Raw genomic sequence first — 22,236 nt, 5'->3', positions numbered from 1 at the left:
GGCGGGGCGGCTTTGCCGTCCCGCCGGCTCAGTCGCCCGCAAGGCGGGCGAGGGCCGCACGCCGGGCGGGCGAGCGCTGCACGGGAGCGGCGGGAGCGGCGAGGGCCGCGCCAGGCAGGCCAGCGCTGCACGGGGGCGGCCAGCACCGCCCCAGCGCCGACGAGCTCAGTAGGCCACCGCGAGCATGATGTCCGCGATCAGCGGCAGCGCCGCGGCCAGCAGCAACAGCCACGGCAGCACCCGCCGGTGGATGGAGAGAAACGCTGCCACCGACAGGGCCACGCTGACCATGCCGAGAAAGGCCAGCACCGGCACGTACCAGCCGGGCACCCCGCCGCCGATCTGCGAGACCAGGCCGCGGATACCGATACCGACGCCGGCCAGGCCCAGCAGCGACGCGTACAGGGACATGGCCAGCAGCCGCCGGGTCCCCGGCGCCGGGTCGTCCGGGGTGGGGAAGCGGAAGTAGACCTCGCCGTCGATGTCGTCCATCAGGTCGGCGGGACCCGGTTCCCAGCCGAACGGGACCACGTCCGGGGCCGGAGAGTCCTGCACCGGGACCCGAGTCCGTCTCGGCTCCTGCACGCCCGTCGTCGCCACTGCGCTCCTCCGTTTGACCCTGGTGGTCCTTCACGGTGTGCAACGAATGCGACTCACGTGGCGTAACGGATGGGATAATGATGCAGGTCACGACCGGTGTGACCTGCGTTGTCGATTTCGCGACAAATCGATCAGACATTTAGCCGACGTGCTGGCCCCGGCGTAGGCTGCGCAGCGTGATTGACTGGTCTGCCGTCTCGACCAAGGACCGTTTCCTGGGGGCAAAGGACTTTCAAGGAGCATGGGTCTTGGCCGAGTGGACGACCGAGCGTGAACCAGAGGAACCCGCATGCGACTGACCGTTCTCGGCTGTGCCGGCAGTTTTCCCGGCCCCGAGTCGGCTTGTTCGGCCTACCTCGTGGAGGCGGAGGGGTTCCGGCTGCTGATCGACTTCGGGTCCGGCTCCCTGTCGGCCCTGCAGCGGTACGCGGGCATCGGCGCCGTCGACGCGATCATGCTGACCCACCTGCACTGCGACCACATGCTGGACGCGTGCACCTACGTGGTGGTGCGCCGCTACGCCCCGGGCGGCCCGCTCCCGCCGCTGCCCGTGTACGCCCCGATGGGCGCCGCCGAGCGCATCTCAGCTGCCTACAGTGCCGAGAACGAGCCGGTCGACGACGTGTACACGTTCTACGGTCTGCAGCCGGGCACGTTCCCGATCGGCCCGTTCACCGTGACCGCCGACCGCGTCAACCATCCGATCGAGACGTACGGCGTCCGTGTCGAGCACAACGGCCGGGTGCTGGCGTACTCGTCGGACACCGCGCCGTGCGACGCCCTGTTGCGCCTGGCCCAGGGCGCGGACCTGTTCCTGTGTGAGGCGAGTTACCTCGACGGCGTGGTCAACCCGCCCGACCTGCACCTCACCGGCGGGGAGGCGGGGGAGGCGGCCACCAAGGCGGACGTCGGCAAACTGCTGCTGACCCATCTGGTTCCCGCCTGGGGCAGTGAGGCCTCTACTGTGGAGGCCGCGTCCGCCGCGTTCGTGGGTCCGGTGGAGGTCGTGCGACCCGGTTCCCGCTACGATCTCTGAGCTTGCCGAGGGGACGGCACGAGCGGACCACCGACCTCGAAGTGACCTTGGAGTGCCTTGCATGACCGGTCGATCAGTGGGTGAACGCAAGCTGCGTATCGTCCGACTGGCGAACTTCGTCTCACCTCGTTCGGGCGGGTTGCGCACCGCGCTGCGCAACCTCGGCGAGGGCTATCTGCGGGCCGGCCACGAGCCGATCCTGATCGTGCCGGGGCGGGAGCGCTCCGACGAGATGACCGAGCAGGGCCGGGTCATCACGCTGCCCGGCCACCGGGTGCCGCGCACCGGGGGCTACCGCGTGCTGGCCGGCCGGCGGGAGCTGACCGGGCTGCTGGACGGCCTGCAGCCGGACCGCATCGAGGTCTCCGACCGGGCCACCCTGCGCTGGACCGGCCGCTGGGCCCGGGAGCGCGGGGTGGGCTCGATGATGGTCTCCCACGAGTCCCTGGCCGGCCTGCTGGGCGTCTGGGGCATGCCGCACCGCGACTCGCTCGCCGACCGGCTCAACCGGCGTACGGCCGAGGTCTTCGACCAGATCGTCTGCACGACCGCCTTCGCGGCGGCGGAGTTCCGCCGCCTCGGCGTGCCGAATCTGGTCGAGGTGCCGCTCGGCGTCAACCTGCGCCAGTTCCACCCGAGCCGGGCCGACGCCGCCGTCCGGGCCCGCTATGCCCGCCCGGAGGAGCTGCTGGTCGTCTACTGCAGCCGGCTGTCCGCCGACAAGCGTCCCGAGCTGGCCGTCGACACCATCGCCGCGCTGCGCGCCGCCAAGGTGCCCGCCGTGCTGGCGCTGGCCGGCGACGGCTCCCGCCGGGCCGCGCTGGCCTACCGGGCGGCCCGGCTGCCGGTGCGGTTCGCCGGGCACATCTCCGACCGTGACGACGTCGCCGCGCTGCTGGCCAGCGCGGACGTGGCCGTGGCGCCCGGCCCGGTGGAGACCTTCGGGCTCGCCGCGCTGGAGGCGCTGGCCTGCGGCACACCCGTGGTGGTCAACGCCGCGAGCGCGCTGCCCGAGGTCGTCGGGGACGCCGGTGTGGCTGTTCGCGGCACCCCGGAAGCGTTCGCCGAGGGGGTGCGCAGCCTCATGGAGCGTCCCGAGGGCGAGCGCCGGGCGGCCGCCCGGGCCCGTGCCGAGCTGTTCGGCTGGCCGCAAGCCGTCGACGGTTTCCTGCGGGCCCACGGCGCCCAGCCGCAGGCGCGCAGCTCAGCGGTCCTGGCCCGGCAGCCCAGGCCGGAGCGGGCGCTGCGACCGGCCGTGCCGGCGGTTGCCGCCGTCGCCTCCAGTGCCTGGGCGACGGCACCCGGCGACGCGCTGTAGCGGCGATCAGCCTAGGCTCTTCCCATGGCGCGACCCGACGGCCGAGAGCCCGGCCAACTCCGACCCGTGACCCTCACCCGCCGGTGGAGCATTCATCCCGAGGGATCGGTGCTCGTCGAATTCGGCGACACCCGGGTGCTCTGCACCGCCAGCGTGACCGAGGGCGTGCCCCGCTGGCGCAAGGGCTCCGGCCTGGGCTGGGTGACCGCCGAATACGCCATGCTGCCCCGCGCGACGAACACCCGCGGCGACCGGGAGAGCGTCAAGGGCAAAGTCGGCGGCCGCACCCAGGAGATCTCCCGGCTGATCGGGCGCAGCCTGCGGGCCTGCATCGACCTCAAGGCCCTCGGTGAGAATTCCATCGTGCTCGACTGTGACGTGCTGCAGGCCGACGGCGGCACCCGCACGGCGGCCATCACCGGCGCCTACGTCGCGCTGCACGACGCGGTCAACTGGCTGGCCGACCGCAAGTCGCTGGCCGGCAAGGTCGAGAAGGTGATGCACCGCTCGATCCAGGCGGTCAGCGTCGGCATCATCGACGGCGAGCCGCGCCTCGACCTGATGTATCTCGAGGACGTCGCCGCGGAGGTGGACATGAACGTGGTCTGCACCGGCGACGGCGACTTCGTGGAGGTGCAGGGCACCGGCGAGGCCAACGTGTTCCGCCGGGACCAGCTCGACGCGCTGCTCGACCTGGGCGTGCTGGGCTGCGCGGAGCTGGCGGCGGCCCAGCAGAAGGCGCTGGCGTCGTGAGCGCCCGCCTGCTGCTCGCCACCGCGAACCCGAAGAAGCTGGTGGAGCTCCAGCGCATCCTCGACAACGCGCTCGGCTCCGGCGGCATCGACCTGGTCGGGCTGGGCGACTTCCCGGACTACCCGGACGTGCCCGAGACCGGCCTGACCTTCGGCGAGAACGCGCTGATCAAGGCCCGCGAGGGTGCCTCGCGCACCGGTCTGCCGACGGTGGCCGACGACTCCGGGCTGGCCGTGGACGCGCTCAACGGCATGCCCGGCGTCTTCAGCGCCCGCTGGGCCGGTGGCCACGGCGACGACCAGGCCAACCTCGATCTGGTGCTGGCCCAGATCGGCGACGTCCCGGACGAGCACCGCGGCGGCGCCTTCGTCTGCGCGGCCGTGCTGGTGCTGCCCAACGGCCGCGAGCACCTGGTCGAGGGCAAGCAGCGCGGCCAGATCCTGCGCGCGCGGCGCGGCACCGGCGGCTTCGGTTACGACCCGATCTTCCTGGGCGAGGGCCAGAGCCGGACCAACGCGGAGCTGAGCGCCGAGGAGAAGGACGCGATCAGCCACCGCGGCAAGGCGTTCCGCGAGCTGGCCAAGGTCATTGCCAAGGAGCTTCCCCGCTAGCTTTACTATGCCGCCGTGACCAAACGGGGGATGGGTGTCGCGGCCGCACTGGTGCTGGCCGCTGCGGGATGCACGCCGGGCAGCACGTCGGCGCAGACGGTGGAGCTGGTGGCCGGCGGCGGCGAGGCCGACGGTGGCCCGGCCGTGGACGCGTTCATCGACGGCCGGCTCGTGGACATGACGGTGGACCGGGCCGGCACGTTGCGGGTGCTGACCGAGACCAACGCGGTCCCCACCATGTGGACGGTGCAGGACGGCAAGCTGTCCCATGTGGCGGTGCCCGGCTTCCGGGCCGAGTACGTGAGCCAGATGACGACCGGCCCGGACGGTGCCGTCTACGTCGCCCTGTGGAACGGCGACGGCGGCGTCTGGCAGATCACGCCGGAGGGCAAGGCCACCCAGCGGCTCGGCATCAACCGCGATACCTACCGCGGTGACCGCAAGCCGCCGGCCGACGGTGCCGCTGCCGAGGGCGCCTACCTGCGGTATCTGCACGGAGTCGCGGTCGGGCCGGACAACCGGATGTACTTCGCCGAGGAACGCAACGACCCGACGACCCACCAGCTGGTCCGTACGGTCGACGGCGGCAAGATCAAAACCGTGCTGGGGCGGGACCTGGCCGGGCTCACCGCGCGGCAGTGGCGCTCCGCGCGTACCCGGGAGGGCGGTTTCCCGGACGGCATCGCGGCCACGCAGATCGCCCTGGAGGGCGGCCTGAACGACCCGATCGCGATCGGCGCCGACGGCACTCTCTTCGCTGCGCCGGGCCGGCGCAGCGTCGTCGCGGTCCGCGCGGACGGCTCCGCGCACGAACTGATCGGCAACGTCGCCGCCGGCGGCCTCGACGGTGCCGTCGACGATCCGGAGAAGCCGTTCGCCGACCGCGGCCCGGCGGCGCGGGCGTCGGTCTGGCTCCGGGGCAGCCGCACCGGCCAGCGCGGCGAGAGCAACGCGAGCCTGGTGACCGACGAGCGCGGCAACGTGTACGTGACCAGCGTCCGCACCGGCGCCGACGACCTGCCGGGAAGGTTCGACTGGACCGGCGACGCCACCGGCCGCCAACGTGACCTGCTGGTCCAGTCCCGCAAGCGGCGCGACGTCGGCACCGACACGACCGAGGTGCTGCAGATCCGGCCGGACGGGTCGCTGGCCACCGCGGCCGGTCACGCCGACGCGGCCGCGGTGCACGGCGACTGGCTCTACCTGGCGCGGGCCTTCACCGACGACGAGAGCACCGACCGGGTGCTGGTGGTCCGCACGGCCATCCCGCGTTAGGCGGCCCGCCGCCCGCCGAGTCGCAGCACCTTGGCGACCACGCCCGGCCGCAGCAGGTCGGTCGGCGGGGCCAGCAGCTGCTGCACCCGCAGGTAGACGTCGGTCAGCTCGGGCGAGGCGTGGGTCGCGACGGCCAGCCGCCGGGCGTACCAGTTGCTGAAGCGGACGCCGCGGGGTCGCGGCCCGGTGGTTTCCGGATAGGAGAAGTCGTTGCCGACCGCGAAGCGCCACGGCACGGCGATCACCTCGGCGACAGCCCGGTAGTAGTCGCGGGCGGCGGCGGCCGTGACGGAACCGTGCCGGTCCAGGGTGTCACCGAGCGCGGCGGCCGCCATGGCGGCGACTGTCATGCCCTGGCCGTAGATCGGGTTGAAACTGCACACGGCGTCGCCGACGGTGACCAGGCCCGCCGGGAGCCGGTCGAGCTCCTCGAAGAGCCGGCGGCGGCTGGACGGGAAGCGGATGGGCGCCGGGTCGTCGAGCGGCTCGGCCTCCGCGATCAGCTGCGCCACGATCGGGTCGGGCAGGCTCTTGGCGTAGATCTCGAAGCCCGCCGGGTCGGTGGGCATCGAGCCGACGTGCCAGCCGCCGAGCGACACCAGCCACCGGTCGCCCTCGATCGGCAGGACCAGCCCGGACCGCTTCTCCCGCGGCGGGTCAGGCAGTACGAACGCCGCCTGCCAGTCCTCCAGCTGCCCCGGCGCCCGCCGGTAGAGGCGGGTGGCGTAGGCGACGCCGACCTTGACCTCCAGCTGCCGGGGCGCCGGCAGGCCCAGGTCGCCGAGCCACCGGTCGGAGCGGCTGCCGCGCCCGGAGCAGTCCACGACCAGGTCGGCGGCGATCGTCTCACCGGTGTCGAGCACCACCCCGGCGACCGCCTCGGCGGAGCCGGCCAGCGTGGTGACCGCGACGCCGTGGCGGATCGTCACGTTCGGGTCGGCGGCGACCAGGTCACGCAGGATCGCCTCCAGCCGGGGGCGGCTCACGGAGGTGAAGTGATGTCCGGTCGGTATCCGGGCCCGGCGCCGGCCGAACCGGTAGTTGCACAGGCTGGAGCCCAGGTCGATGCGGCTGGCACCCTGCTCGGCCAGGGCGTCCTCGAGGCCGGGGAACAGCTCGGTCAGCACCCGCAGTCCGGAGATCAGCAGGATGTGCCCGTGCGCGCTCTGCGGCACGCCGCGCCGCGGCACCCCGTCGGCCGGCAGCAGGTCCCGGTCGAGGATTATGACCCGCGCGTACCGTCGGCTCAGTACCCGAGCGACGGCGAGCCCGCCGATGCCGGCCCCGATGACCACCGCTGTGCCGTCCATGGTGGAGAGCTTAGGGCCTGTCCTGCCGGTCATGACGGCCTGCGCCGGGCCCAGCTTCCGCCTCGCGGCGCGGTCCGAACGGCCGGATACAACACCGGTATCCGGCCGCTCGGACCACCCGCCGGCCGCGTCCCCAACCTCACCGGACAGAACACCTAGAGCAGCGGCCCGATCGCCTCCTCGATCGCGGCGCGCAGGGCCCGGCCGCCGACGACCGCGCGGGTCTGCTCCATCACCGGGGCCAGGAAGACGTCCGGTCCCGGTTGCCCGGCGAAGCCCTCCAGAGCGGCGACCGCCGCCCGGCCGGCCGGTGACGGGCTCAGCGGCGCCCGCAGCTGCAGGCCCCGCGTCGCGGCCAGCAGCTCGACGGCGAGCAGGCTGGTCAGGTTGTCCAGGACCGTGCGCAGCTTCTTCGTCGCGGCCCAGCCCATCGACACGTGGTCCTCCTGCATGCCGCTGGTGGGCAGGGAGTCCACCGAGGCGGGCGCCGCGAGCCGCCGGTTCTCCGCGACGATCCCGGCCGCCGTGTACTGGGCGATCATCAGGCCCGAGTTGACCCCCGCGTCCGGGGTCAGGAACGGCGGCAGCGTGCGGTTGCGGGTCACGTCGAGCAGCCGGTCGACCCGGCGCTCGGCGATCGCCCCGACCTCGGCGGCGGCGATGGCCAGGAAGTCGGCGGCGAAGCCGAGCGGCGCGCCGTGGAAGTTGCCGGTGGACTCCACCCGGCCGTCCTGGAGCACGACCGGGTTGTCGACCACGGACCGCAGCTCGCGGCCGGCGGTGGTCCACGCGAACTCCAGCGTGTCCCGGGCGGCCCCGGCGACCTGCGGCGCGCAGCGCATCGAGTACGCGTCCTGCACGGCGTGGGCCAGGTCGTCACGGTGCGAGTCCATGATCGCCGAGTCCTGGAGCAGCCGGTGGATGTTGGCCGCCGAGTCGGACTGCCCGGGGTGCGGCCGGATCGCGTGCAGCTCCGGCAGGAACGGCCGTTCGGAGCCGAGCATCGCCTCGATCGCCAGCGCCGCCGTCACGTCGGCCATGGTGAACAGATGCCGGGCGTCCTCGATGGCCAGCAGCAGCATGCCGAGCATGCCGTCGGTGCCGTTGATCAGCGCCAGGCCCTCCTTGGCGGCCAGCGTCAGCGGCTGCAGGCCGGTGCCGTGCAGGGCATCGGCGGCGGCCATCCGGGAGCCGTCCTTGCCCAGCACCCAGCCCTCGCCGAGCAGCACCAGCGCGCAGTGGGCCAGCGGTGCCAGGTCACCGGAGGCGCCCAGCGAGCCGTGCTCGGGGACCCACGGGGTGATGTCGTTGTTGAGCAGGTCGACGAGTCCCTGCGCGAGCACCGGCCGTACCCCGGACAGGCCCAGGGCCAGTGAGCGCACCCGCAGCAGCATCATCGCCCGCACCACCTCGCGGGGCATGGGCGCGCCGATGCCGGCGGCGTGCGAGCGGATCAGCGCGTGCTGCAGCTCGGCCCGGCGCTCCGGGGCGATGGAGGTGTTGGCCAGCGCGCCGAAGCCGGTCGAGACGCCGTAGACCGGGCGGCCGGAGGCCTCGATGGTGTCGACGATGGCCCGGCTGCGGGCCATGGCCGCGTAGGTGGCCTCGGAGAGCTCGACCCGGGCGTCGTGCCGGGCGACGGCGAGGACATCGGCGGGGTTGATGCCGGTGGGTTCGACTGAGACGGTCATTGGGGCACTCCGTTGTGCAGCACTGTGCTGATCAGAGGGACACCGGGCCGGTAGGCCAGGTGCAGATACGAGGGCGCGTCCAGGACGGCCAGGTCGGCGCGGGCGCCGGGGCGCAGCACGCCGACGTCGTCGCGGCGCAGGGCCCGCGCGCCGCCCGCGGTCGCGGCCCAGAGGGCCTCGGCGGGCGTCATGCGCATTTCCCGTACGGCGAGAGCCAGGCAGAACGGCATCGACGACGTGTACGACGACCCGGGGTTGCAGTCGGTCGCCAGCGCCACGGTCACCCCGGCGTCGAGCAGCCGGCGGGCATCCGGGTACGGCGACCGGGTCGAGAACTCGGCCCCGGGCAGCAGCGTCGCCACCGTCCCGGAACCGGCGAGGGCGTCCACGTCAGCGTCATCGAGATGCGTGCAGTGGTCGGCGCTGGCCGCACCGAGCTCGACCGCCAGCCGTACGCCCGGCCCGGCGGTGAGCTGGTTGGCGTGCACCCGCAGCCCCAGCCCGGCCTTCGCCCCGGCGGTCAGGACCTCCCGGGTCTGGTCGCCGTCGAAGGCGCCCCGGTCGCAGAACACGTCGATCCACCGGGCGTACGGCGCGGCAGCCGTCAGCATCGCCCCGGCGACCAGCGCCACGTAACCGTCGGGGTCGTCGCGGTACTCGGCCGGGACGACGTGGGCGCCCAGGAACGTGGTCTCCTCGGTCAGCTGCCGGGCGATCCGCAGGCTCCGGGCCTCCTCGGCGACGCTGAGGCCGTAGCCGCTCTTGATCTCGATGGTCGTCGTGCCCTGGCGCCGCGCCTCACCGACCAGCCGGCTCGCCGCGGCCAGCAACTCCTCGTCGCTCGCCGCCCGGGTCGCGGCCACCGTCGTGCGGATCCCCCCGCCGGTGTAGGGCTCGCCGTTCATCCGGGCCGCGAACTCCGCGGCCCGGTCACCGGCGAAGACCAGGTGGGCGTGGCTGTCCACGAAGCCCGGGATGACCGCGGCGCCGGCAGCGTCGAGGCGCTCGTCGGCCGCGGGCGCGTCGCGCATCGGGCCGATCCAGGCGATCCGGTCGCCCGCCACGACCACCGCCGCGTCGGTCAGCACGCCCAGCTCGGGATCGTTGGTGACCAGCTCACCGATGCCGCCGATCAGCAGGCTGCGGCCGGGCTCCGTGCGGCCGGGCCGGGCACCGGCGAGCTCGCGTGCGGTGCTGGGGGCTCCGGCGTGCCCTTCCGGCCCTGTGCCCGCAAGCCCACCACCGGTGCTGTCGCTCATGTCAGGGCCTCCCGCAGCGCCGCCGGGACATCGAATGCCGTGTGCCGGCCGCCGTCCACGATCAGCCGGCCGTCCGCGACCACGTGCGTGACGTCGGCCGCGGTGGCCGCGAAGACCAGGCCGGCCGGGTCGACGCCCGCGGTGCGCACGCTCTCCAGCGACACCGCGACCAGGTCGGCGCGCCGGCCGGCCGCGATCGTGCCGGCGTCGTCCCAGCCCAGCGCCGCGTGACCGGTGGCCGTGGCCGCGGTCAGCAGCTCAGCGGCGGTGAAGTGACCGCGGCGCTCGGTGGCGAGCCGCTCGTCGAGTTCGACGCCGCGGGCCTCCTCGAAGAGGTCGATGACCGCCTGGCTGTCGCTGCCCAGGCTGAGCCGGGCGCCCGCGTCGGCCAGTGCCCGGGCCGGGCCGATGCCGTCGGCCAGATCACGTTCGGTGCTCGGGCACAGGCAGACGTGCTGGTCGCCGAGGATCCGCAGGTCGGCGGGGGACAGGTGGGTGGCGTGCACCGCGGTCGTCATGGGCTGCCAGACGCCCATGCTGTCGAGCAGCTCAGCCGGTGAACAGCCGTGCACGGCCTGGCACTGCTCGTTCTCGGCGCGCTGCTCCGAGAGGTGGACGTGCACCGGCAGCCCGTCGGTGCGGTGCGCGAACGTCGCCATCCCGTCGACCGGCACCGCCCGTACCGAGTGCAGGGCCGCGCCGATCTTCACGCCCGCGGACGCGCGTAGTCCGTCGAAACGTGCGGCCCAGCCGTCGTAGTCGCCGTCGCCGAACCGGCGCTGCACGCCTTCGAGCGGCTTGCCGTCCACGCCGGACGTCAGATAGACAGCGTCCAGCAGAGTGATCCGGATGCCGGCTTCCCGGGCCGCCTCGATCAGCGCGTGACCCATCGCGTTCGCGTCGGCGTAGGGGGTGCCGTCCGGGCCGTGGTGCAGGTAGTGGAACTCGCCCACGCAGGTGATCCCGGCTAGGGCCATCTCGCCGTAGACCGCCCGGGCCAGGGTGAAGTAGCTGTCCGGGTCGAGCCGGCCGGCCACCTCGTACATCAGCTCGCGCCAGGTCCAGAAGCTGCCGCGGTCAGCGTGGGTGCGACCGCGCAGAGCCCGGTGGAACGCGTGCGAGTGCGCGTTGGCCAGCCCGGGCAGCACGAGCCCGGGCAGCAGGGTGCCGGTGGGCGCCGAGCCCGGGGTGACCGCGGCGAAGCGCCCGTCCTCGATCTCGATGCGGACATCACGCGCGACCGTCCCGCCGACCCAGGCGTACTGCGCGAAGTACGTCATGCCGCGAGCTCCCCGAGCACGGTGGCCAGCGCCTCGACGCCGGCCGCGCAGTCGGCGTCGGTGGCGTGCTCGGCCGGGGAGTGCGAGACGCCGGTCGGGTTGCGGACGAAGAGCATCGCGGTCGGCACGTGCGCGGACAGCACCCCGGCGTCGTGACCGGCACCGGTCGGCAAAATCGGTGCGCCGCCCAGCAACGTGGACAGCCGGGACGCCAGCGTGGTGTCGAAGGCGACCTCCGGGGAGGCTGATTCCGGTTCGACGCTGACCTGCGTACCGTCGTCGGCCGCGCGGTCGACCGCCCGCTTGACGATGGTCTCGACCAGCCGGTCCATGGTGGCGGTGTCCGCCGCCCGGGCGTCCAGCCAGGCCCGCACCAGCGACGGGATCGCGTTGGTGGCGTTGGGCTGCACCGAGACGCGGGCGATGGTGGCCAGCGCCCCGGCCAGCCGGGCCTCCTCGTTGGCCGCCAGCACGGTGGCCGCGAAGGTCAGCATCGGGTCGTGCCGGTCGGCCATCCGGGTCGTCCCGGCGTGGTCGCCGTGACCGGTGAAGTCCAGCCGCCAGCGGCCGTGCGGCCAGATCGCGCTCGCGACCCCGACCGGCACCTCCAGCGCCCGGCCCTGCTCGATGTGCAGCTCCACGACGGCGCCGACCCGGCTCGCCAGCGCGGGCAGCGCCCCGGCCGGGCGGCCGCCCAGCGCCTCGCCGAAGGTCACCCCGTCGGCGTCGCACAGCGCGGCGGCGGCGTCCGGGTCGATCGCGCCGGTCAGCAGCCGGGAACCGAGGCAGGGCAGGCCGAAGCGGCCACCCTCCTCCTCGACGAACGCGGCCACGCCGATCGGCCGCGAAGGCGTCACGCCGGCGGCCCGGAGCCGGTCGACGGCCAGGAACGCGCTGACGATGCCGAGCGGGCCGTCGTAGCCGCCGCCGTGCGGGACCGAGTCGAAGTGCGAGCCGGTCAGCACGGTGCCGGGCCCCCACTGCCGGCCCCACCAGGCGAACAGGTTGCCGTTGCCGTCGTCGGTGACCGTCATGTCGCGACGGTCCGCCTGGTTGCGGAACCAGTCGCGCAGGATCAGCTCGGGGTCGCTGAGGGCGTACCGCAGATAACCGCCGGTCCGGTCCAGGCCGATCGGCGCGATCTCGGCCCAGAGCCGCGGGAAGGCCGCGGTCACTGCGTTTTTCCCTTTTGGTTTTCCGCCGCGGGTTGGCTCGGCTCCCGCATGGGGATGTGTACGGAGGCCGCGGCGGCGGAGGAGTAGCCGGCGTCGACGTGCCGGATCACGCCCATGCCCGGGTCGTTGGTCAGCACACGTTCGATCTTCTGCCCGGCCAGGGCGCTGCCGTCGGCGACACAGACCTGCCCGGCGTGGATCGACCGGCCGATGCCGACGCCACCGCCGTGATGGATGGACACCCAGCTCGCCCCGCTCGCCGTGTTGATCATCGCGTTGAGCAGCGGCCAGTCGGCGATCGCGTCCGAGCCGTCCAGCATCGCCTCGGTCTCCCGGTACGGCGACGCCACCGACCCCGCGTCGAGGTGGTCGCGCCCGATGACCAGGGGAGCGGAGACCTCGCCGCGCGCCACCATGTCGTTGAACCGCACGCCGGCTTTGTCGCGTTCGCCGTAGCCGAGCCAGCAGATCCGCGCCGGCAGCCCCTGGAAGGCGACCCGCTCGCCGGCCAGCCGGATCCACCGGGCCAGCGGCTCGTTGTCCGGGAACAGCTCCAGCACGGCCCGGTCGGTGGCGGCGATGTCGGCCGGGTCGCCGGACAGCGCGGCCCAGCGGAACGGCCCCTTGCCCTCGGCGAACAGCGGCCGGATGTACGCGGGCACGAACCCGGGGAAGGCGAACGCCCGGTCGTAGCCGCCGAGCTGGGCCTCGCCGCGGATGGAGTTGCCGTAGTCGAACACCTCGGCCCCGGCGTCGAGGAAGCCGACCATCGCCTCGACGTGCCGGGCCATGCTCTCCCGGGCGCGGTCGGTGAACTCCTCCGGCTTGGCGGCCGCGTAGTCGGTGGCGTCACCCGGGTCGATGCCGATCGGCACGTAGCTCAGCGGATCGTGCGCGCTGGTCTGGTCGGTGACGATGTCGATCGCCACGCCCCGGCGGAGCAGCTCGGGGAACACCTCGGCGGCGTTGCCGGCGACCCCGATGCTGACGGCCCGCCGGTCCCGCCTGGCCGCCTCGGCCTGCCGGACGGCGTCGTCCAGATCGGCCGCCACCGTGTCGAGGTAGCGGTCCTTGACCCGGCGCCGCAGCCGCGACTCGTCGACGTCCACGATCAGGCAGACGCCGCCGTTCATGGTGACCGCGAGCGGCTGGGCGCCACCCATGCCGCCGCAGCCGGCGGTCAGCGTCAACGTGCCGGCCAGGTCGCCGCCGAACCGCTTCGCCGCCACGGCCGCGAACGTCTCGTAGGTGCCCTGCAGGATGCCCTGGGTGCCGATGTAGATCCACGAGCCGGCGGTCATCTGGCCGTACATGGTCAGGCCGAGCTGCTCCAGGCGGCGGAACTCCGGCCAGGTCGCCCAGTCGCCGACCAGGTTGGAGTTGGCCAGCAGCACCCGCGGCGCCCACTCGTGGGTGCGGAACACCCCGACCGGCTTGCCCGACTGCACCAGCAGCGTCTCGTCGTCGGCCAGCAGGTCCAGCTCCCGGACGATCGCGTGCAACGCCGGCCAGCTCCGGGCCGCGCGCCCGGTGCCGCCGTAGACGACCAGGTCGTCGGGGCGCTCGGCCACGTCGGGGTCGAGGTTGTTGAGCAACATCCGCTTGGCGGCCTCCTGCGGCCACCCCTTGGCGGTACGGGTGGTGCCCCGTGGCGCTCGCACTGACATACCGAACTCCTTCACGCTTCGAAGATGTGGCGGCGGGAGGCGGTCGCCTCGAACTCCTCCAGGCGACGCTGGGCCTGCTCGGGCGCGGCGTCGCACATCGCCTGGAGCAGCACCATGGCCATGGCCATCGGGCCGGTGTGCAGGTCGAACACCAGCTGGGTGCCGACCGGGGCGGGCAGCACCACGTCGGCGTGCGCGGCGGCCGGGCTCACCGCCGAGTCGGTGAGCGCGACGACGGCCAGACCGGCGGCCCCGGCCTCGCGGATCACCTCCAGGGTCTCCCGCGGATAGCGCGGCAGCACAATCGCCAGCATCGCGGTCGCGCCGGCCGCGCGGGCCTGATCGAGCCGATCCAGCAGCATCGTGCCGCCGTCGTCGAGCACCCGGACGTCCGGCTGCACCTTGGCGGCGAAGTAGCCGAAGTACGCCGCGAGCGGTCCGGCGGCGCGCAGCCCCAGCACCGGCAGCGGACGGCTGGCCGCGAGCAGCCGGGCGGCCTGCTGCACGGCGTCGAGGCTGCTCAACTGGTCGGCCATGCGTTCCAGATGCCGGGTCTCGGCCCGCAGGGCCCGCTGCACGGGGTTGTCCCCGTTGTCGGCGGGGGCGGTGCCGACCCCGACCAGGGCGCGCAGCTCGCGCCGCAGGGCCGGATAGCCGGCGTAGCCCAGGGCCATGGCGAACCGGGTCACCGACGGCTGGCTGACCCCGGCCAGCTCGGCGACCTCGGCGGCGGAGAGATAGGCGGCGGAGGGCGCGTGCTGCACGAGGCTGTGCGCGATCCGCCGCTGCGTCGGGGTGAGCCGGGCGCCCTGGAAGAGATCCACCACCCGCTCGGCCGTTCTGGCCGCTCCGTCATTCACCCAAGCAGAGTATGCATGAAAACTTTCAGAGCGCTAGTCCTGTCGCCGATATTGGTCTTTCGGCAGTGTCGAACGACCGGCGATGTCCGTACCGTCGCCTCCGTGAAGCCACGACCGGCCGGGTCCCGGCGCACTCTTGATCCAGGAAGTCTCCTGACCGTGGCTGCGGCGCTGCTTGCCGGTCTGAGCGTGGTGAGCCTCTGGTGGGCTGTGCCCGCCGCGGTCGCCGCGTTCCTGGCGGGACGACGACCGGGACGGGCCCGTTCGACGGTGTTTGCTCTGGTCGCCCTGCTCTCGGCCGGTGTGCTGCTGCTGTCCGTCGTGCCGGCCTGGCTGCCCTGGGGGAGCCGGTTTGTGGCGGTCGTGGTGCTCGCCACGATGCTGCCCTGGTTCGCCGGCCGGTTCTGGCGGCAGTATCAGGAACTCGGCCGGGCCGGTTGGGAACGGGCCGCGCAGTTGCAGCGCGAGCAACGGCTCGTCGCCGACCAGGCCCGGCTGCGCGAGCGGGCCCGCATCGCGATGGACATGCATGACGTGCTCGGTCATGACCTCAGCCTGATCGCGCTGTCGGCCGGCGCTCTGAAGCTCGCGCCGGGGCTCGAAGACCACCACCGGCAGGCCGCCGGAGACATCAGAGCCCGGGCGGCGGCTGCGGTGGAGCGGCTCGCAGAGGTGATCGGTGTCCTCCGCGAGGAGAACGAAGAAGCGCCCACGCGGCCGACCGGGCCCGGGCTCGCGCAGCTGGCAGCCGAGGCGTCCGCGTCCGGGCTCGCGGTCGAGCTGCATGTCGACGGCGAGCCGGGCGGTCTCTCCCGGGCGGTCGAACGCGCTGTTCAGCGTGTTGTACAAGAGGCACTGACCAACGTGGCCAAGCACGCACCCGACGCGAAAGCGGCCATCCGCGTGACGCATACGCCTTCGGCGACAACAGTAGTCGTGGAGAACAGCCTGCCATCGCTCACGACCGCTGTCCGCCCGTCAGGCGGAGGCCGTGGCCTCATCGGACTCGCCGAACACGTGCGGCTGGCCGGCGGCTCTTTCCGGTACGGCCCGAGCAACGGCGGCTTCGAGGTTGTCGCGACGATTCCGCACGCTCTGCCATCGCAGCTTCCCGCGCCCAGCACCGCCGCTTCCCCGGCCGCGGGCGGTGAACTGCGGCCCGAACATCGGCGGGCTCGGCACCGGGCCGGCCGGGTCCTGGCGGCCGCCGTCATGGTGCCCCTGGTGGTAGGAGCGTTGCTGAGCGGAGCACTCATGGGGTGGGAAATGCGGTCGGCGTCGCAAGCGGTCCTGGATCCGGGCGACTATGCGCGCCTGCGCGTGGGACAGAATCGTTCCGAGCTCGCGCACGTACTGCCGGACCGGCAGACGAACCACCGGCCGCTGACCGCCGAGCCGACGGGAGACGACCTCAGGTGCGAGTACTACGCGATGACGGCCGACCGGTTCGACGACCGATCCGGCGACGCCTACCGGCTCTGCTTCCGGAAGGACACGCTGGTGTCCCTCGACACGCTCACCCCGTGAGCGTTCGATGATCCGGGTGCTGATCGCCGATGACGAGCCGATGATCCGTGCCGGGGTCCGCGCCGTGCTGGCCACGGACCCGGACATCGACGTCGTCGCCGAGGCCGGCAACGGGCGCGACGCCGTGGAACTGGCTCGTCGCCACCGTCCCGCGGTGGCCGTCCTCGACATCCGCATGCCCGGAATCAACGGCATCGAGGCTGCGGCGGAGATCCGCAGCGCGGTGCCGGCCACCGGCGTCATCATCCTGACGACCTTCGGTGAGGACGACTACATCCTGAAGGCCCTCGGCGGCGGCGCCACCGGCTTCTTGATCAAGTCGGGCGAGCCCGAGGAACTCATCGCCGGGGTTCGTGCGGTGGCCGAGGGCGCCGCCTACCTGTCACCGAAGGTCGCCGCCAGAGTCGTCGCGCACCTGGCGGCGACGGGCGCGGGCGTCCTGGCCGGCCGGCGCTCCGCCGCCCGGGACCGGGTCGAGGCGCTCACCGCCCGGGAACGCGAGGTGCTGGCCCTGCTCGGCAGCGGGCTGTCCAACGGCCGGATCGCCCGGCGACTGCATGTGGTGGAGGGAACGGTGAAGGCCCACGTGAGTTCCATCCTGGGACGCCTGGGCGTGGACAACCGGGCCGCCGCCGCGGTCATGGCTCACGAGGCCGGAATCGTTCCCCCGCCACAGTCCCGCCAGGCATGACACCGCTGCCACCGTCGCGCCGCCGAGAACCGCCCCGGCCAGCGCATCGTGCGGGTAATGCACTCCGACCAGGACACGCAACAGCGCCGCCGCTGCGGCCAGCGCCAGCGTGACCCCAGCCAGCCGGGGCCACAGCAGGGCCAGACCGACAGCGAACCCGGCGGCCAGGGTGGCGTGATTGCTCGGGAACGACCAGTCCCCGGCGCCTGGGCATTCGGCGATCGCGTCGGCTGTCGCGCGCAGCGCACGACATGGCCGTTCCTCGTCGACCACGAGCTTGATCCCTTCGCTGACCGCGTAGGCCGCGACGGTGCTGACTCCGACGAGCATGGCTTCGACAGCTCTGCGGGTGTCGTGGCGGCGGATCGCTGTCCACCACTTCCCCACCAACAGCACTCCGAGAATCACCGGAATCCCCTCGCCGGCGACCTCCAGCACCGGGCCGAGCCAGGACGGTGCGTCCGTCATCATCCCGGTCAGTGACCGATACACCGACGCCGAGACTCCGCTCGTCACCGCGACCGCTCCCGCCTCGCCCAGCCCGCCGGGGGAGAGCCAGGCGATCACACCAGCGGCAACACTCAGCATCCCCATCGCGGCCCATAACCGACCGGCCGGGGTCATCTTTCGCCGTTCTCGTTCCATGGACCGAACGTAGAAGTGGGAATGCCCGGGCACCCGAGCCGAACGACACCCTCCGGACCCGACGATCGTCAGGGTTGACATCAGGCTGCGTGAGCCTCAGACCAGGCGGCGGATCTCGCCGTACGCCCGGTAGAAGCCGCCGCGGCTCGCCTCGCGGATCCCGGTCACGACGTAGCGGCTGCCGTGCTCGCGGATGCCCTTCGGGAACTGGACCTGCCAGTCGCGGTGGTAGCCCGACGACACGACCCGGATCCGCAGCCGGCCGCCCTCGTCGACGCACTCGACCACCACGCCACCCGCCACGTCGTGGGCGATCTCCACAGTGGTCGACGGGACGACCGCGGGCATGCGCGGCGGCGCCTTCACGTCGACCACCTGCGGAACGCTGCCGCCGACCGCCGACCGGATCGCCTCCTCGCTGGCGTCGATGCAGGCCAGGGAGCCGTCGGTGGTCACGATGTAGAGCCGCTCGTCGCGGTACTGCATCGAGTACGCCGAGCCGCAGCCCGTGCCCAGCTTCCACAGCCTGGTCCCGGCGGCGTCGAAGCAGTAGATGGACGAGGCACTGTCACCGGCGAAGACGTAACGACCGTCGGCGGCCGTGGCGCACGAATACACCGCGGCGTCACAGCGGTACGTCTGCCGGGCCGACCCGTCCTTGCCCAGCTCGACCACCTGCCGGGTGGCGGTGCCCGCGTAGAGGGTGTCACGCTCCTGCCAGCCGAACAGCACCGCGCCGGTGGGGGTGTGCCAGAGCTCGCGCCCGGTGCGCCAGTCGTAGCTGGTGACCCCGCCCGAGTGACCGTGGTGCACAGCGCCGGGATCGCACCGCACCATCCAGGCCGACGAGCCCCGCCCGGGCCGCTGCCAGAGGAACTCGTCCTCGTGGTCGATCGCCGAGATGCCACCGTTGGCGTCGGACACCCCGAGGACCCCGTCGTGGATGTCCAGCCAGTAGATGTCGATCTCGGGAGCGATCCGGTAGGCCAGCCGCGGCACCTTCCCGGACAGGTCGTAGACGTTGCCGTCGTCGCACCCCGCATAGATCCAGCCGTCGTCGGCGACGATGCACTTGACGCCCTCGGGCAGCCGGAACTGGCTCAGCACCTCGGCATCGTGGCTCAGCGTCGTGATCAGGCCGCTCTCGTTGCCGACCATGCACACGTCGTCGTCGACGAAGATCCCGAAGGCCGGACTGTGCGAGGCGTAACGCCACAGCACCGGCGCCCGGGTGGCGGTCGAGCGGCTGCTGATGATCTGCCGCCGGGAGACGGCCCGCTTCGCCCGTCCCCCGGGGACAGCCGGGGCGTACCCCTTGCGGACCTTCTCGCCGATCTTCTTCGCCGCCTCGGCCGTCGCCTTGTCCCGGCTGGCGAAGGACGACTGCCGCAGCTGTCCCCGCTCACCGATCCGCCCGAAACGGATGGTCAGCTCGGTGCCGTCGACCGTCACCTCATAGAACTTGTGGGCGCTGCCGCTGTCTTCGGAGAGCTCGAGGTACGTCGTCTCGGCAGGCATGGGGGCCACCCTTCGGCGTGCGGATGCAGGGGTACGGACCGTATCGACCGGGTCCGACAATTTCCGCCCACCGTCGACTTCGGACCGGAAGCCCGGCCGGGGCACGGCGCGGGGAAAGACAAGACTGTTTCTCGGCGGGTCCGGTAGCTACCTTTCCGGCGTGACCAGCGAAGTGACCATCCTGACCGGCCCGCCCGGCGCCGGAAAGACAACCGTGGCCGAGCTGCTCGCCACCGACGCCGAAGTCCCCACCGTCCATCTGGTGACCGACATGTTCTACCGCTCGATCCGCACCGGCTTCGTGCTGCCGTTCCTGCCCGCCGCGCAGCGGCAGAACGAGGTGGTCATCGAGGCGATTGTCGGCACTGTGGCGACGTTCGCCCGCGGCGGCTACGACGTCGTGGTGGACGGAATCCTCGGGCCGTGGTTCCTGCCACCGTTCCGCGCGCTCGCCGGCCGCGAACAGCCGAAGGTGTCCTATGTGGTCCTGCGGCCCGACCTGACCACGACCTTGGCCCGCGCCACCGCCCGGGCCGGCCACGAGCTCAAGGACATCGACGCCATCACCGGCCTGCACGCCGCGTTCGCACAGCTCGGCAACCTGGAGGATCACGCCATCGACACAAGTGATCTCGACGCGGCGCAGACGGCCGCAGCGATCCGGCGGGCCGTCGCGTCCGGCGAGTACGGACTTCAGGTGAGCTGACCGGCCAGCGCCCGCCCCAGGATGCGCGCCCCCTCGGCGAAAGCAGCCGGGTTGGGACCCGCATAGTTGAGCCGCATGAACGGCCCGGTCGGTTCGGCCGGGAACCATTCGGTCCCGGGCGCGATGATCAGTCCGGCGGCCGCGCAGTCGGTCGCCAGCCGCCCGAGGTCCGTGCCGTCCGGCATACGTAACCACAGGTTCAGCCCGCCGGCCGGCACGTGTTCGAGGTCCGTCTGCGGCACGTGTTCGCGGACGGCCGTGACCAGCAGATCGCGGCGGGCGCCGAGCTGGTGGCGCAGCCCGCGCAGGTGGGTCTGCCAGGCCGGCTGCGTCACGATGTCCAGCGCCGCGGCCTGGAGCAGACTGCTGACGTACATCGACTCGGCGCCGCGGTCGGCCAGGATGCGGTCGCGGGCCGGGCCACGCGCGATGACGGCGGCGACGCGGATGGCCGGCGACACACTCTTGGTCAGCGACCGCAGATAGATGACGTGGCCGCCGTCGTCGCGGGCGGCGACCGGTGCCGCGGTGCCGGTGACGGCGAGGTCGTGCGCCCAGTCGTCCTCGACCAGGAACGCGCGGTGCTGCCGGACCACCTCCAGCACCTGGTCGTGCAGCGCGGCCGGCCACTGCCCGCCGGTCGGGTTGGCGTAGTTCGGCTGCGCGTAGAACAGCCGGGCGGAGGTCTCCGCGAAGGCCCGCGCGAGATCGTCCGGGTCCGGCCCGGCCGGACCGCTGGGCACGGGCACGACCCGTACGCCGGCCTGCTGCGCGGCGATGATCGCGCCCCAGTACGTCGGCGACTCCAGCAGCACCGCCTGCCCGGGGCCCACCAGCGCGCGGAACACCGAGCTGAGGCCGCTCTGGCTGCCCGGCAGCACGATGACGTCGCTCGGCACCGGCGGCGTGACCCCGGCCGGGGTCGCCGCGCCGAGCTCCCGGGCGAACCAGGACTGCAGCTCCGGCAGGCCCGCGACCGGCGGCCGGGAGACGGCGGCGTCCGATCGGGCCGCCCGGGTCAGCGCCGCCCGCACCAGGCGTTCCGGCAGCAGCTCACGGTCGGGGTAGCCGGCGTGCAGGGCGATGACGTCGTGCGGGGTGCTGCGCAGCGCCGTGGAGATCGCCGGGATCCGCGCCCGGGGTGAACCCAGGGCGGCGGTCTGCCAGCCGTAGTCGGCCGGCCGGGCCGTCCGTACCGCCCGGACGAAGGTGCCGGCGCCGGGCCGGCTCTCGATGAGCCCCTGGTCGAGCAGGGTACGCAGCGCGCGCTGCACCGTCACCGGGCCGGCCTGGTACCGGGCCACCAGCGTCCGGGTCGACGGCAGCCGAGCGCCCGGCGCCGCCGCGGCGATCCACGTGCGCAGATCGTCGACGATGCGCGAACTGCTACTGTCATTCATGAACGAGCATAGTAGCGCTATCGTCCTTGTTCGCTCACCGCTATCGGGACTGTGGTGGGGACTGCTCGGCGTGGTGGCCTTCTCGTTCACCGTCCCGTTCACCCGGGTGGCGGTGGGTGGGCTCTCACCCCTGTTCATCGGCTCCGGGCGGGCGGTGGTCGCGGCGGCCCTGGCGGCGGTCGCGCTGATCGTCACCCGCCAGCGCCTGCCCCGCGGCGCCCAGTGGTCGCGGCTGGCGGTGGTCGGCGGCGGCGTCGTGGTGGGCTTCCCCCTGCTGACCTCGTACGCGCTCACCACAGCCCCGGCCGGCCACAGCGCTGTGGTCATCGCCGTCCTGCCGGCCGCGACCGCGGCCCTGGCCGTGATCCGCGGCCACGAACGCCCACCACCGGCCTTCTGGGCCGCCGCCGGCCTCGGCGCGGCCGCCGCGCTCGGCTTCGCCTCCGCGCAGAGCGGAGACCTGGGCCGGCTGCACTGGAGCGACCTGCTCCTGTTCGGCGCGGTGCTGTCCGCTGCCATCGGGTACGCCGAAGGTGGCCTCCTCGCCCGCGAACTCGGCGCGTGGCAGACCGTCTCCTGGGCACTCGTGGTCTGCGCACCCCTGATGCTCACCCTGACAGTGCTCTCCGCCGCGCGGCAGGACCCACAGGCGTCGCCGGCGCAATGGGCAGCTTTTGCCTACCTGGCGGTGGTCAGCATGTTCCTCGGCTTCTTCGCCTGGTACCACGGGCTGGCCCTCGGACCGATGGCTCAGGTCAGCCAGGTACAGCTCATCCAGCCCGTGCTGACCATCGCCTGGGCCGGCCTGCTGCTGCGCGAACACCTCTCCGCGGCCACCCTCATCGGCGGCCTCGTCGTCGTGCTGTGTGCGGCGAGCGCGGTCCGCGTACGCCTCATCAACCCCTGACGACGCC

19 protein-coding genes and 1 pseudogene are annotated in these 22,236 nt (G+C 73.0%); 9 read left to right on the top strand and 11 right to left on the bottom strand.

Going from position 1 to position 22,236, the window contains the following annotated elements:
- Positions 1-165: 165 nt before the first annotated feature.
- Positions 166-555, bottom strand: coding sequence for a hypothetical protein (locus AB0C12_RS37545; protein ID WP_360555205.1), 390 nt, complete (start codon positions 553-555; stop codon positions 166-168).
- A gap of 334 nt (positions 556-889) precedes the next feature.
- On the opposite strand from AB0C12_RS37545, the gene AB0C12_RS37540 reads away from it, so the two are divergent.
- The 5 genes from AB0C12_RS37540 to AB0C12_RS37520 all read left to right on the top strand — a co-directional run bounded on the left by AB0C12_RS37540 (position 890) and on the right by AB0C12_RS37520 (position 5,593).
- A complete protein-coding gene (locus AB0C12_RS37540) occupies positions 890-1,636 on the top strand; it encodes an MBL fold metallo-hydrolase (RefSeq protein ID WP_360555203.1) in 747 nt (248 codons plus the stop codon).
- 61 nt (positions 1,637-1,697) lie between these two features.
- On the top strand, positions 1,698-2,954 hold the full coding sequence (locus AB0C12_RS37535; RefSeq protein WP_360555201.1) for a glycosyltransferase: 1,257 nt from the start codon (positions 1,698-1,700) through the stop codon (positions 2,952-2,954).
- Between the two features lie 24 nt (positions 2,955-2,978).
- Positions 2,979-3,707: a ribonuclease PH gene (gene rph / locus AB0C12_RS37530; protein WP_360555199.1), complete on the top strand. Its 729-nt coding sequence runs from the start codon at positions 2,979-2,981 to the stop codon at positions 3,705-3,707.
- Positions 3,704-4,318, top strand: a complete 615-nt coding sequence (gene rdgB / locus AB0C12_RS37525; RefSeq protein WP_360555198.1) for an RdgB/HAM1 family non-canonical purine NTP pyrophosphatase — start codon at positions 3,704-3,706, stop codon at positions 4,316-4,318. Before rph ends, rdgB begins: the two co-directional genes overlap by 4 nt.
- A 15-nt stretch (positions 4,319-4,333) precedes the next feature.
- Positions 4,334-5,593 (top strand): hypothetical protein, encoded by a 1,260-nt coding sequence (locus AB0C12_RS37520; protein WP_360555196.1) that lies wholly within the window; start codon positions 4,334-4,336, stop codon positions 5,591-5,593.
- Here AB0C12_RS37520 and AB0C12_RS37515 read toward each other — a convergent pair.
- The 7 genes from AB0C12_RS37515 to AB0C12_RS37485 all read right to left on the bottom strand — a co-directional run bounded on the left by AB0C12_RS37515 (position 5,590) and on the right by AB0C12_RS37485 (position 14,835).
- Positions 5,590-6,903 carry an FAD-dependent monooxygenase gene (locus tag AB0C12_RS37515; protein WP_360555194.1) on the bottom strand — a complete coding sequence of 438 codons (1,314 nt, stop codon included), beginning with the start codon at positions 6,901-6,903 and terminating at the stop codon, positions 5,590-5,592. The two genes, AB0C12_RS37520 and AB0C12_RS37515, sit on opposite strands and share 4 nt — an antisense overlap.
- Positions 6,904-7,058: 155 nt before the next feature.
- Positions 7,059-8,594 (bottom strand): histidine ammonia-lyase, encoded by a 1,536-nt coding sequence (hutH, locus tag AB0C12_RS37510; RefSeq protein WP_360555192.1) that lies wholly within the window; start codon positions 8,592-8,594, stop codon positions 7,059-7,061.
- Complete coding sequence (hutI, locus tag AB0C12_RS37505) at positions 8,591-9,853, bottom strand: imidazolonepropionase (RefSeq protein ID WP_360555190.1); 1,263 nt, start codon at positions 9,851-9,853, stop codon at positions 8,591-8,593. The genes hutH and hutI overlap by 4 nt, the downstream gene beginning before the upstream one ends.
- Positions 9,850-11,133: a formimidoylglutamate deiminase gene (locus AB0C12_RS37500; protein WP_360555188.1), complete on the bottom strand. Its 1,284-nt coding sequence runs from the start codon at positions 11,131-11,133 to the stop codon at positions 9,850-9,852. The genes hutI and AB0C12_RS37500 overlap by 4 nt, the downstream gene beginning before the upstream one ends.
- Positions 11,130-12,308: an allantoate amidohydrolase gene (locus AB0C12_RS37495; protein ID WP_360555186.1), complete on the bottom strand. Its 1,179-nt coding sequence runs from the start codon at positions 12,306-12,308 to the stop codon at positions 11,130-11,132. Before AB0C12_RS37495 ends, AB0C12_RS37500 begins: the two co-directional genes overlap by 4 nt.
- Complete coding sequence (hutU, locus tag AB0C12_RS37490) at positions 12,305-13,975, bottom strand: urocanate hydratase (RefSeq protein ID WP_360555184.1); 1,671 nt, start codon at positions 13,973-13,975, stop codon at positions 12,305-12,307. The genes AB0C12_RS37495 and hutU overlap by 4 nt, the downstream gene beginning before the upstream one ends.
- Before the next feature lie 11 nt (positions 13,976-13,986).
- A complete protein-coding gene (locus tag AB0C12_RS37485) occupies positions 13,987-14,835 on the bottom strand; it encodes a MurR/RpiR family transcriptional regulator (protein WP_360555182.1) in 849 nt (282 codons plus the stop codon).
- A 159-nt stretch (positions 14,836-14,994) separates the two neighbouring features.
- Here AB0C12_RS37485 and AB0C12_RS37480 point away from each other — a divergent pair, with 159 nt between their 5' ends.
- Together AB0C12_RS37480 and AB0C12_RS37475 are read left to right on the top strand one after the other, a co-directional pair.
- Positions 14,995-16,362: a histidine kinase gene (locus AB0C12_RS37480; RefSeq protein WP_360555180.1), complete on the top strand. Its 1,368-nt coding sequence runs from the start codon at positions 14,995-14,997 to the stop codon at positions 16,360-16,362.
- Between the two features lie 7 nt (positions 16,363-16,369).
- A complete protein-coding gene (locus AB0C12_RS37475) occupies positions 16,370-17,053 on the top strand; it encodes a response regulator transcription factor (RefSeq protein WP_360555178.1) in 684 nt (227 codons plus the stop codon).
- A 54-nt stretch (positions 17,054-17,107) separates the two neighbouring features.
- Here the strand turns inward: AB0C12_RS37475 and AB0C12_RS37470 are convergent.
- Together AB0C12_RS37470 and AB0C12_RS37465 are read right to left on the bottom strand one after the other, a co-directional pair.
- A pseudogene (locus AB0C12_RS37470) lies at positions 17,108-17,383 on the bottom strand (phosphatase PAP2 family protein); the annotation flags it as partial.
- Between the two features lie 411 nt (positions 17,384-17,794).
- Positions 17,795-19,216: a WGR domain-containing protein gene (locus AB0C12_RS37465; protein ID WP_360555176.1), complete on the bottom strand. Its 1,422-nt coding sequence runs from the start codon at positions 19,214-19,216 to the stop codon at positions 17,795-17,797.
- A gap of 160 nt (positions 19,217-19,376) precedes the next feature.
- On the opposite strand from AB0C12_RS37465, the gene AB0C12_RS37460 reads away from it, so the two are divergent.
- Entirely contained in the window at positions 19,377-19,922 is a 546-nt protein-coding gene (locus AB0C12_RS37460) for an AAA family ATPase (protein ID WP_360555174.1), read from the top strand.
- Here the strand turns inward: AB0C12_RS37460 and AB0C12_RS37455 are convergent.
- Positions 19,910-21,322 carry a PLP-dependent aminotransferase family protein gene (locus AB0C12_RS37455; protein ID WP_360555172.1) on the bottom strand — a complete coding sequence of 471 codons (1,413 nt, stop codon included), beginning with the start codon at positions 21,320-21,322 and terminating at the stop codon, positions 19,910-19,912. The two genes, AB0C12_RS37460 and AB0C12_RS37455, sit on opposite strands and share 13 nt — an antisense overlap.
- On the opposite strand from AB0C12_RS37455, the gene AB0C12_RS37450 reads away from it, so the two are divergent.
- Complete coding sequence (locus tag AB0C12_RS37450) at positions 21,321-22,229, top strand: DMT family transporter (RefSeq protein WP_360555170.1); 909 nt, start codon at positions 21,321-21,323, stop codon at positions 22,227-22,229. The two genes, AB0C12_RS37455 and AB0C12_RS37450, sit on opposite strands and share 2 nt — an antisense overlap.
- The last annotated feature ends 7 nt before the right edge of the window (positions 22,230-22,236 follow it).

This window comes from Actinoplanes sp. NPDC048967, assembly GCF_040649415.1.
Taxonomy (GTDB): Bacteria; Actinomycetota; Actinomycetes; order Mycobacteriales; family Micromonosporaceae; genus Actinoplanes.
This window is presented reverse-complemented; position numbering and strand designations above follow the sequence as displayed.